The 11,524-nt window shown below is 63.8% G+C and carries 6 protein-coding genes; 2 read left to right on the top strand and 4 right to left on the bottom strand.

The features are described from left to right. Nucleotides 1-73: 73 nt before the first annotated feature. The 4 genes from ATO7_RS05955 to ATO7_RS05940 all read right to left on the bottom strand — a co-directional run bounded on the left by ATO7_RS05955 (nucleotide 74) and on the right by ATO7_RS05940 (nucleotide 7,535). Nucleotides 74-3,808, bottom strand: a complete 3,735-nt coding sequence (locus ATO7_RS05955; RefSeq protein ID WP_083560440.1) for a M36 family metallopeptidase — start codon at nucleotides 3,806-3,808, stop codon at nucleotides 74-76. Between the two features lie 60 nt (nucleotides 3,809-3,868). Further along, nucleotides 3,869-6,817 (bottom strand): TonB-dependent receptor plug domain-containing protein, encoded by a 2,949-nt coding sequence (locus ATO7_RS05950; protein ID WP_083560438.1) that lies wholly within the window; start codon nucleotides 6,815-6,817, stop codon nucleotides 3,869-3,871. Between the two features lie 151 nt (nucleotides 6,818-6,968). Continuing rightward, nucleotides 6,969-7,226 (bottom strand): hypothetical protein, encoded by a 258-nt coding sequence (locus ATO7_RS05945; protein WP_083560436.1) that lies wholly within the window; start codon nucleotides 7,224-7,226, stop codon nucleotides 6,969-6,971. Next, the gene (locus ATO7_RS05940; protein ID WP_083560435.1) at nucleotides 7,227-7,535 is read right to left on the bottom strand and encodes a hypothetical protein; all 309 of its coding nucleotides are present in this window, start codon (nucleotides 7,533-7,535) and stop codon (nucleotides 7,227-7,229) included. Between the two features lie 152 nt (nucleotides 7,536-7,687). Between ATO7_RS05940 and glpK the strand changes: the two genes are divergently transcribed. Both glpK and ATO7_RS05930 read left to right on the top strand, forming a co-directional pair. Further along, nucleotides 7,688-9,169, top strand: a complete 1,482-nt coding sequence (gene glpK, locus ATO7_RS05935; protein ID WP_083560433.1) for a glycerol kinase GlpK — start codon at nucleotides 7,688-7,690, stop codon at nucleotides 9,167-9,169. Continuing rightward, nucleotides 9,169-11,520, top strand: a complete 2,352-nt coding sequence (locus ATO7_RS05930; RefSeq protein ID WP_083560430.1) for an EAL domain-containing protein — start codon at nucleotides 9,169-9,171, stop codon at nucleotides 11,518-11,520. The genes glpK and ATO7_RS05930 overlap by 1 nt, the downstream gene beginning before the upstream one ends. Nucleotides 11,521-11,524 lie beyond the last annotated feature (4 nt).

The raw sequence follows: 11,524 nt of genomic DNA, 5'->3' as shown, positions 1-11,524 counted from the left end.
CAGCGCGCTGACCCAACCTTGGAAGCGGCATAAAAAAGCCCGCTTGCGCGGGCTTTTCGAGGGTGTATCGGCTCTAGCGGCGACGCCGCCGCAAAATCAGCGGCAGACCCAGCAGCAACATCAGCACGCCCATGCTGCCACCGCGCTGATCCAGCGGTGCTGATGCCGGCGGTGTGGAATCCGGCAGCGGTTCCTCAGCATCCACCGGCGCACTGACACCCGCCTGATCGGGGTTGCGCAGTTCGCCGGAGTCGGCGGCCAGCTTCTCGCCGAACACCTGCAGTTCCGCGATCCGCACGATCTGTGCGTTGTCGGTGGGCAGGGCCAGTTCGGTCAGACCCAAGGCGGTCAGCTGCAGATTGAAGCCGGTGTCGCAGTCGGGATCATTGGTCGGGTCGCCAGACGGGTTGGCTTCACGCTGGAAGTCCGGCCCACCGGTGCACTGGCTGTCACGTACGACCAGGCGCACGTGGGTTGCCGTGGCTTCCGGTACATCAAAGGCGCGCAGCAGCAGATGCGGCGACTTGGGCCGCAGGAAGCGACCGTTGAAGGCGTCGTCCGCACTGGCATACCACGGCGTGAAGCCGGCTTCGCTGGAGCAGTCCGCCACACTGGCGTCGCAGGTCAGCAGGTCGAAAGAGCGCAGCGCGGTGTAGCGGTTCTGGGCGTTAAGCAGGGCCGAGACATTGACGTCGCGGAGCACGCTGCGCTCGCTCAGCTGCACGGTGACCTGGCGTCCCTCAACAAAGGCCCCTTCGCCCTTGCCTTCGGATGCGGTGCCGGTGCCGTCGGAAGAGCTCCAGTTGGTGGCTTCGGTCTCATCGATCAGGGCCAGCAGGTCCTCGTCCGAATCGCCATCACCGGTGGCTACCGCACCGCGCGCCAGCGCGGCCAGGTTGGGCCGGATGGTGAAGGTCACGGTGCCGCTCTGACCCGCCTGGAAGCTGCGCTGGAAGCGATGATGGCCATAACCCGGCGCTTGCACCAGGAAGGTGTAGTCGCCCGGCACGTAGCTCATGCTGTCGCCCAGTTCGCTGTCCGGGTTGGTGTCTGCCGTCGGTGTGACGCGGGCTTCGTAGTGACCGGTGTAGATCGAAGCAAGCGGCGTGCTGCCATCACTGCCAACCACCTTGAAGGTGATCTGGGCATTGTCGTTGCGCAGCGGTGATGCAAAGTCCGGCACCGTGTCGAAGTCATCCACGCTGGCGGCGACGGCCTGTTCACCCATACCGCTGTAGGCGAAGGCATCCCACAGCTCGAACTGGTTGGCACCGTCATAACGCAGCAGATCAGCGGCGATGATGGCGTCGCGCGCATCCAGCATGGTCGGCGAGGCCGGCTGCAGCAGGAGGCCGTCGTACATCAGCTGGATCCAGCGCCGGTTGCCCGGGCAGGAGGTCGAGTTGTACTTGCCATCGGCGCAGTCGATCTGACGCTCAAGGTCCTCGAACGGATATTGCGCGGCATATTTGTCGATCAGGCGCTGGCGCACCTGATACATGGCCGCGCCCCAGATTTCGCTGTTGGCGTGGGGCGAGCCGGCGCCGTTGCCGTCATAGTCGAAATCCGAGAACTTGAGCGGGCTCTGGTCGATACCGTAGTTGCGGATGCCGGCCTGCGGGTCGCCGGTCGAATAGATGGCCGCGGCGTAGGGGCTTTCCTCGCCTACCGGGGCCATGCCGTAGCCCTGCACATATTCGATCCCGGCCAGGTCACTCCAGGCCTCGCCCATGGCGCTGGCATGGCCACCGCCGAGTGAGGCATCGGGGCCGCCGGTCATACGGTTGCTGGTGGCGTGCGTGTATTCGTGAGCGATGATGACCATGTCATAAGCACCATCCACGCAACCGGCTGGATAGATGCTGGCCGGCAGGGCCTGCCACAGATACTGGTTGGTGATGCCGGGGATGCCATCCTGCAAGGTCAACTGATTGGCGTTGTCACGCCCATTGATGGTCACGCGCCCGGCCTGAGAGGAGCCGATTTCCGGGTCATTTTGGCGCAGCACGCCGGTAAGACCGAAGTTGTCCAGCTGCAGATTGGAATTGACCTCGGTCCAGCCCAGCAGGTAGCTCCAATCGTGCATGCGGTTGTGCATGGCGAACAGATTGACCGTGGCGGCTTCGAAATCGTTGAAGTTCAAGGTCGGGTCAAGAAAGGCCAGCGGACTGCAGGCCGAGTCGTACCAGGCATTGGTGAACTCAAAGTCGTAGGTTCGATCCAGCGCGATAGGACGCAGAACCACGGTATCCGGGGCGACGAAGTTGACGTTGGATACCGCAGTGAGCGCGTTGTTGCCTTGGGTGGTGAAGGTCGGCACGCCCAGCGGGGCGTGGGCGTCCCAGGGCAGGCGTGAGGAGACATTGCTCAGCTCCAGACGATCACAGCTGGCTGGGTCGCGCGCCACGTCGCTGTCATCCAGATCGCCGGTCGCCACATCCCAGCACCAGGTTTCACGAGTGTCATCGCCGACCACCGCATCCGGCGGGCCAAAGCGGGCCGGCACCGGACTGTTGGGGAACACTTTCCAGGCGGGTGAGCTGGAGCCCGGCAAGGCCACCGGCGCACCCGGGGTGGCGGAGTAGAAGCCCACATAGCTGCTGGCGGGGGCATCAGCGGCCTCGTAGGGGCATACCTCAAGCTGATAGTCGCCGGCCACGATGCCACCAGCCGGCTGGTACAGCAGCACTTCGGGCGACGTCAGCAAATCCTGGCTGGCCACGATCTGGCCGTCGTAGTACAGGTTCATGGTGATGTCGGCCAGATCCACTGCGGTCACGGTGATCTGCATCAGCGCGTTGCCTTCATCCACACTCAGGCTGTGCAGTTCTCCGCAGCCACCTTCGCTGGTGGCGCCGCTGATCTGTCCGTAGCTGGCCTTGGCCGGGTAGGCTTCAGGTTCAGCCGGGTCATGCAGATGCTGAACGGCATTGTCACGCAGCCAGATGCGCCCCGTTTCGGCATCCAGATGGATAATGAACGCCTGCGGGTGACCGCGTTCATGGCTGGAGTCGAGCAGGGTCACTTCAAACACCCGGCGCACGCCCTGGCCGGGGATCGGCAGAGCGCGCAGGCGCACACGCTGGACGTCTTCAAGCAAGGAGCTGGTGAAGGTGTTGAAGCTGTCGATCAGAGTGCTTGCTTTGCTCGGCAACAGCTCCAGGACACCCAGATTCATGTCGACGTCGCTGGCCCCGGCCAGCAGGGCGTCGACCATGCTCAGTACCACGCTGCCGCCGAGCTGGGTTTCGCGGCTCAGGGTGGAGCCGACAAACGCAACGCGGCCGTCGCGCGCTACACCGACGCTGACCAGGCCATCACGCCCGCCGGCCGGAACGCCATCCCACATCTGACGCAGCAGCACCACGTGCGGCACGTTGTCGCTGTCGACCGCTTCGCCGCGCAGCATGCGGGCGTAGTCCGGCGATTCATGCAGCGGCGAGACGCGCAGCACTTCCATGGCGTTGATCATGGCGGTGGTCAGGCCGAACAGGTCGGCATGTTGCAGCAGAAAACTGCGCGCCACCTGATCCGGCGCGGCGGCGCTGGGGCCGCTCAGAAATGCGCCGCGTTTGAACAGGGTTTTGGGCGTGCCGTGGCGATTCCAGCGGACCACAGCAGACAGCGCTTCGACCGCGGCAAGCTGGTCGGCCAGCGGCTGCAGGCGTTGTTCGCGACTGTCCAGGAAAGGAATGTAGCCCGGGCCTTCGCCCTGGAAACCGTGATAGCGCTCGGCAGCCGTGGCCGGCAGTGCACCAAGCAATGTGGTTGCGGCGATCAGTATCGCGCGCGAAGTTTTACGCGTCATGAGGTTCTCCAGCGTAATCGTGAAGCCGGGGACGGCTCTGTGGCCATCTCCGCGGCGGCGTTAGTAGCGCAGACCTATCTGCAAATAAGCGAACTGACCGGGCAGGTCGTAGACCGAGGCGTCGTAGCCGTTGAGCGAACAGCTCACGCACACCGGCGGGTCTTCATCGAGCAGGTTGTTGATGCCGGCTGTCAGGGTCAGGTCGGTATCACCGGGCACGCGCCAGCTGGCGCGGACGTCGTGATAGAACGTTTCGCTCAGGGTATTGGTTCCCGCATCCGGGTTGCCGCAACTCGGGAAAGCTGCGGCGTCGCCGCACTGCTCGGTCAGCTTGGAGACATAACGCACCGCCCAGCTGGCCGAGATTTCGGCGTAATCCCAGTTCAGACGCAGGCTTGAGCGCCAGCGTGGAATGCCGCTGTCGGCAACCTCGACCCCAACCCCACGTGGTTCGGCCAGGCCGGTAGCCTTGGACACTGCGCGGAAGCGCTCGACCCGGGTTGCCGACCAGTTGATGCCGAACTGGCCGTAGGCGCTGCCCGGGGCCAGCCAGTCGATGGCCAGATCCAGGCCCTGGGTTTCGACCTGACCCAGGTTGAGCAGGGTGTTGTCGAAGCCATTGATGCCGCCGCTGCTGGCCCGTGAAATCCCGTTGCAGAACGCCGGATCCAGGGTTTGCACGCAGCGGTCGAGCTGGGTTTGGGCGTCCACCGCCTGAATCGCGTCATCGACTTCGATGTCGTACCAGGTGATCTCGAAGTCCATGCGCTTGGCCCACGGCTGATTGACCGCCCAGTTGGGGCTGTAGACCAGTCCAGCGGTGAGGCTCTCGGCGGTTTCCGGCTCGAGCGCGGCGTTGCCGCCGGTGCGCACCGAAATCTGTGGGTTGGCTTGGCTGTAGGTCGGCGGCACGCCGAGCTCTTCGCAGTTGGCCTGGATTTCGGGGTCGCTGGGCTGCGAGCAGGGGTCTTCGAGTTGGGCGTCAAAGCGGGCCGGCGAACCGTACAGCTCGCCGATCGAGGGTGCGCGGAAGCCTTCCGCCCAGGTTGCCCGGGCCAGCAGGCCGTCAAACACGTCCCAGCGTACGCCGACCTTGCTGTTGACCGTGGTGCCGAAGCTTGAATAGTCAGAGAAGCGGCTGGCCAGGCTGACATCCAGCTGGCGCACGCCAGGCAGGTCGCCGACCACTGGGATTTCCAGTTCCACATAGGCCTCGCTGACGCTGTAGCTGCCGCTGGTTGGCAGCGACGGCACCCCGTTGGATTCGCCGCGCACGACCACTTCATCCGGCGTGTAGCTGCCCTTCACGTCGCGGTATTCCAGGCCGGCGGCATAGCTCAGCGTGCCGGCGCTCAGATCGAGCAGGCCACCGGTGACGTTGGCGCTGGCCAGCGCAAGTTCCTGACGGCTGTGAGCAACTTCCACGAACTGGATGTAGCCGAGCATTTCAGGCGTGATGGTGCCGGGGCCGCCAAACAGGTTGAGCGGCACGCAATCGCCGCTGCAGTCGTCCAGCGGGCCGACCGCCCGTGCGATGTTGGCGATGTTGTAGGTGCCGTGCACCGTCTGGGTGGCTTTGTTGCTGGCACTGACCAGGTTGACGTCCCAGAACAGCGGGCGGGCGAAGCCGTAGAAATCACCGTTCAGCCCGGCGGCCAGGTAGAAGGTGTCGACATCCTGGCTGAAGATACGCGGTCCACCTTCAACCGGGCGGCGGCCGATCAGCAGCAGATTATCGCTGGGGTCCAGCGCGATGCCGTAGGGGTTGAACGGGTTGTCGGCGGCGATGCCCACGTTGTCGGCCATGCCGCCGGTGCCGGCTTCCGGGCCCAGGAAGATCGGCTCCGGCGCAGCACGGTTTTCCGAATCACGGTTCTGGCTCAGCACCCGCGCGTAGGCGGTGATGTTGTTGCTGATATCAAACTGGCCCTGGGCAAACAGACCCAGGCGCTCGGACGGTGTCAGCAGCAGGTTTTCCGGCGCGTAGTTATAGCGGTCGTCAGTGGTGAACGGATGGAAGCCGTCGGGGAAGTCCTGCACGAAGTCCGGTGCGGCGGCCACGCCGTTGGCGGTGATGTCGCACAGGGCGCGGTCGGCGATGCCGTCGCCATCGCTGTCCACATTCGGGCACAGGCCATCGGCTTCGTCGTCGTTGAAGAACACGCTGCGGGTGAACGGGGTGGCCGAACTGCCGAAGGCCAGCCCGGTGCCGGGTTTGGGCACCCGGGCCTGGCTGTAGTCGGCCGAGGAAATGCCGTTCTGGTCGTAGTAACTGACATCCGCGATGTAGCGGTAGTTGCGCCCCTGGCCGCCATAGCTGGCGTTGAGGGTGGTGGTCATGCCATCGCCGGTGCTGTGGTCGCCGACATAGGCATTGAGGTTGAGGCCGTTACCGCTGCTTTTGGTGATGATGTTGACCACCCCGGCGATGGCGTCGGAGCCATACAGGGCCGAGGCCCCGTCGGTCAGGATCTCGACCCGTTCAACGCTGCTGAAGGGAATGGTGTTGAGATCCACCGCGGCCGACACCCCGGAAGCTGATGACTCGTTGACCCAGCGCAGGCCGTCAACCAGGACCAGCACGCGCTTTGCACCGAGGTTGCGCAGCGACACCGTGGTGGAGCCGGATCCCACGCCGCCACCGTCGGCCGGAAAGCCGAAGTTGCCGGCGGAGTTGAACTTGGTGTTGAGCGATGAACCGCTCACCGACAGGCGCTGCAGCACATCACCGATCGAGGTGACACCGGTCGCGGCCAGCTCCTCTGCGCTCAGCGACAGCACCGGATTGGCGGCTTCGCCGGTGGTCTTCTTGATGCGCGAGCCGGTCACCGTAATGGCATCCAGGCGCACGCCATCGTCCACCGCAGGTGCGGCGCTTTCCGGCAAGGTAATCAGTTCGAGGTCGGCGCTGTTGTCGTCGACGTCAATGGATTGGGCCAGCGCCAACGGGCTGGCAAACAGCAAAAGTCCACCGGCCCAGGCCGTGGACATGGCGCGAGAACTGCGCATCGATCTTCTCCCCAATGAACGCGCCTCCTAATGAGGCGTGTAAAACACGGCGTGGCCGCGATCCCCTATGTGCAAGCAAGAACTGTGCACATGTGTAGGAATCATCTTACACGGGAAGCGTGTCTGTTTTGAACGATGCGTTTCTGCGCGATTACTCGTCGCTGCCCGCCGGGCGCCAGTCGGGTGCTTGTGACGGGGCCGGTGGCGGCGTGGGGTCGGGTTCAAGCGGGGCGCTTTCACCTTCGCCCGTCATGCTTTGCACGCAGGCATTGACGTAGGCATCCCATTTCATCTGGCCGATGCCGTCATTGCGCGCCCAGGATTCACATTCCTGTCGAGCTTGCGAAACTGCAGCGGCAGCGCTGGGCAAGAGCAACAGGATGAGCAATGTTTGCAGGGTTCTGAACATTTAACGAAACCTCCGAGGGGTGTCGTTGCTGGCGTTAGGTTGTTCCAGACCGATGGTCTCGACATCCAGCTCCTGGGTTTGTGCACGCTGCCGACCGCGCTCCACGCAATTGTTCGGGCGATAGCGCTGTGAGCTGCTCAGGGTGATGGCGTCGCAGCTCCAGTTTAATGAGAGTGTGGGCTTGTCCGGGCTGCGAGACGGCAGTGCGATGATGTCGATGTCATCGAAGTTTTGCTCGCCCGGCTGGGCCTGGGCGGCAAGGCTGCCCGACATCAGGCCGGCGGCAAGAATCAGACGAAAAACGGTCATGGCGATCACGGCGTTAACGGGCCCGTTGGCCGGGTCCGAGAGTGGGGCCGGTCATGTTATCAAATTGACAATCGGCTTCTGTCTCAACGCTGTTCTTGCATCTGGGCCGGGCTTTGGCATGCTTTGCCATCAGCCGGATTCAGGGAGACAGGATGGCGGACTATTTGCTGGCAATTGATCAGGGGACAACCAGCAGCCGCGCGATCGTATTTGATCGTGCCGGACAGCCGGTGGGCAGTGGACAAAAAGAGTTCGAGCAGCACTATCCCGAGGCGGGTTGGGTTGAGCACGACGCTAAGGTGATATGGCGCGACACCCTGCAGGTCTGCCGGGAAGCGCTTCAGGCTGCGGGAATTGATGCAGCCGATGTCGCCGCCTGTGGTATCACCAATCAGCGTGAAACCACGGTGATCTGGGATCGCGCCACTGGTGAACCGATTGCCCGCGCCATCGTGTGGCAGGATCGACGCACCAGTGCGGTGTGTCAGACGCTGCGTGAGCGCGGGCGCGGTGAGTGGCTGGCCGAGCGCACCGGCTTGTTGCTCGATCCCTATTTTTCCGCGACCAAGATTGCCTGGCTGCTGGACCAGGTGCCCGGGGCGCGGGCTCGTGCCGAGGCTGGTGAACTGGCTTTTGGCACCATCGACACCTGGCTGATGTGGAATCTCACCGATGGTCAGCGGCACGTTACCGACGCGACCAATGCATCGCGCACCTTGTTGTTCAACATTCGCACGCAGCAGTGGGATGACGAACTCCTGGAATTTTTCAATGTGCCGCGTGCGTTGCTGCCCGAAGTGCTCGATTCTGCGGCCGATTTCGGTCATATCGAGAGCTCACTGCTGGGGGCTCCGATCCCCATCGGGGCGGTGCTTGGCGATCAGCAGGCCGCCACCGTGGGGCAGGCGTGTTTTCAGCCGGGCATGGTCAAAAGTACCTATGGCACCGGCTGTTTCGTGGTGCTGAATGTGGGCGAGCAATTCGTTCGCTCCGATAACCGCTTGCTGACCACGGTGGCTTATCGCCTCAACGGTAAGACCACCTATGCCCTGGAAGGCAGTATTTTTGTTGCTGGCGCGGCTGTGCAGTGGTTGCGCGACAGCCTCAAGCTGATCGGTCATGCAGCCGACACTGAGAAGCTCGCGCGCAGCGTGGAATCGACCGATGGCGTGTATCTGGTGCCGGCGTTTACAGGCTTGGGCGCGCCGTACTGGGATCCGGATGCACGCGGCGCCCTGATCGGCCTGACTCGGGCCAGCGGTTTTGCCGAGATTGCCCGCGCGGCCCTGGAATCGGTGTGCTACCAAACGCGCGATCTGCTCGATGCAATGGCGCAGGACGCGGGCGCACCCAGATCCTTGTGCGTCGATGGTGGCATGGTGGCCAATGATTGGTTGGTGCAGTACCTGGCCGACACCTTGCGTATACCCATCGATCGACCGCAGGTGCTTGAAACCACCGCTTTGGGGGTGGCTTATTTCGCGGGCTTGCAGGTCGGCTTGTACAAGAATCTGGATGAGATTGCGGAAGGGTGGCAGCGCCAGGCGCGTTTCGAGCCGGGCCGTGATGAGGTCAAGATGCAGCGACGATATGACGGTTGGAAGGCTGCCGTTGAGCGGGTACTGACGAACTGATGGAGCTCAGCTTTACACAGCTTCTGCTTGGTGCAGCCGGGCTGCATGTGCTGCTGGCTCTGATTTTGGCGGTGCGTGCACTGGACACCCGCGCTGGAGGCTGGTCGCTGGTCCTGGGGCTGTTGTTCGCTGGGCATGCGGGCGCCTTGTCGCTGGTTGTGCATGGCTACCCGCGTGCGGCTTTGCTGTTGTGGGTGATCCATGCGCTGATTCCTCTGGGCATGGTGCCTTTGGCCATTGCGGTGGCGAACACAGGCCTGCTTCGCCGCGCTCTGCTGTGGTGCAATGCATTGGTCGGTGTGGCAGTTGTGGCGTGGGCGGGTTGGCTGGTTCGCGATATCCAGGTTGTTGCCACGAACTGGGGCGCACGGCCGCTGCTGGCGCCCGGGGCCGAGATCATCTGGGCCTGGGCTGCGCTGATCTGGGGCGTAGCCTTGATCGACAGCCTGTTTCAGCTCACCAGTGCTGGGCGTGAGCCCGTGCGTGTACGCCTGCTCGGCTTGCTGATCGTGCTGGTTCTGGCCGCCTTCGGCTGGACTCTTGATACGCTGGTGATCAGTGCGCAGGCTCAAGCTCTGCAGGCTGGATTGGGGCCGTGGGGTGGTGGGTTCTATCTGGCCGTGCACATCGCATTGTGTGTGTTGTTGTGGATCAGCAAAGGGCCGCGGCGGATCAGCGGTACGGTGCCACCATCGGTGGTGCAAGGCAGCGTTCAGCCGGTCCTCATCGCCGACAGTGACGGGCGCGTGCAGGCGGCCAATGCCGCTGCCGTGCGGGTGCTGGAGCGGCGCCGCCATCAGGTGCTGGGTAATCACCTGCGATCCGTGATCGGCCTGGATATCGAGCATCTGGATGCCATCACACGTTTACACGGCGCTGGTTATGTGGAGCGCGTGCGCTTGCCGGCACAGCCGGGTAAACCGATGCGTGAGCTGGCCCTGCAGCCGATGATGTTGCGTGCGCGCAATGGCGAGGTGCTGGCCTTGATTTGCACCTTGCATCCGGGCAGCGAAGACCCGGCGCTGGCCGCAACCAGTTTGCAGGATCCGGTCACAGGCCTGGCCGGTGCGGCGCTGGGCGAGGCACTGTTGGCGCAGGAGCTACGCCGCCATGCGGGTGGTAGCGGCCCGCTGGTTGGCGCCGTGTTTGCCCGGCTTGATGATTCCGGCGGCATTGCTGCACAGCATGGGCAAGAGGTTCACGACCGCTTGCACAATGCGGTGCGCGAGCGCCTTGATGCGGTGTGTGACTGGCCATTGGATCTGGCCCGCACCAGCGGTGGCGGCTATGTCATGTTGCTCACGCAGGTGGGCGGTCGCGATGAGGTGCTGGCGATTGCGGAGCGCACCTGTGAGCAGCTCAACCAGCCTTACACCATTGATGGCCACAGCTTGACGCCGCCGGCAGCGGTGGCGGTGATTCCGGACTTGCGGGTGTACCACGACATCCTGGATGTATTGGCCGACGCGCAGCATGGGCTGGAACAGGCACGGCACATCGAAAGCGGGCCATTTGTTGCCGGTGAGCGTGCTGAAGAGCGCACAGGCTTGGCTCTGGCCATGGAATCCGCCATCGCCAATGACGGTCTGGATGTGCTGCTGGAGCCGGTGCTGGATTTGCGCAGTGAGCGCCCGGTTGGCGCGCGCGTTGCCTTGCGCTGGGAGCCGCAGAGTATTCCGCCTCTGAGTGATGAGGCGGTTCGGCGTATGGCACGGCGTGTTCATCTTGAGGGTGCGCTCAACCGCTGGCGGCTTAAGCAGTTGGCCCAGTTGCGTGTGCCCAAAGCCTGGGCTGTGTGGTTGCCGGTTTCGGTTGAGGAGTTGCAGGCGCCCGGCTTTACACAGGTGTTTGTCGATCTGGCGGCCCGCTTGCCGTTCAAAGTGCTCATCGAGGTGCCCGATGCGGTATGGCGACTGCCGGCGTGCCGGCGGATCGCCGGCGAGTTAATCGAGGCAGGTTTGGGCTTGCATGCAGCGGAATTTTCGTGCGGCAACCGTATGCTGACGCACGCGGCTGATTTGCATCCGCGGACTTTGGCGCTGGAAGCGCGCTTGGTCCAAAACCATGCGCCGGCGGTGGACGCGGCAACACGAGGGCTGGTCGAGACAGCAGCGGCGCTGGAGGCGACATTGTTGGCCACCGGTGTGCGTAAGAAAGCCGATGCCCAGCGCTTGCGGACTATGGGTGTCGCGCTGGCCTGCGGCGAATATTTCGGCGCGGCCATGTCGCCCCAGCAATTCGCCGGTTGGCTGGCGGACGACGCGGCGTTGCGAGAAAAATTCGCGGGTACGTCGATTGCGGTGAGTGCTCGTAAGGCGGTCGGCGAGCGGCGCACCCCCAGCCTGGCGTAAAGCT

The sequence above is a fragment of the Oceanococcus atlanticus genome, from assembly GCF_002088235.1.
GTDB classification, from domain to species: domain Bacteria; phylum Pseudomonadota; class Gammaproteobacteria; order Nevskiales; family Oceanococcaceae; genus Oceanococcus; species Oceanococcus atlanticus.
Note: the sequence above shows the minus strand (reverse complement) of the source record. Positions and strands in the feature narration are given on the sequence as shown.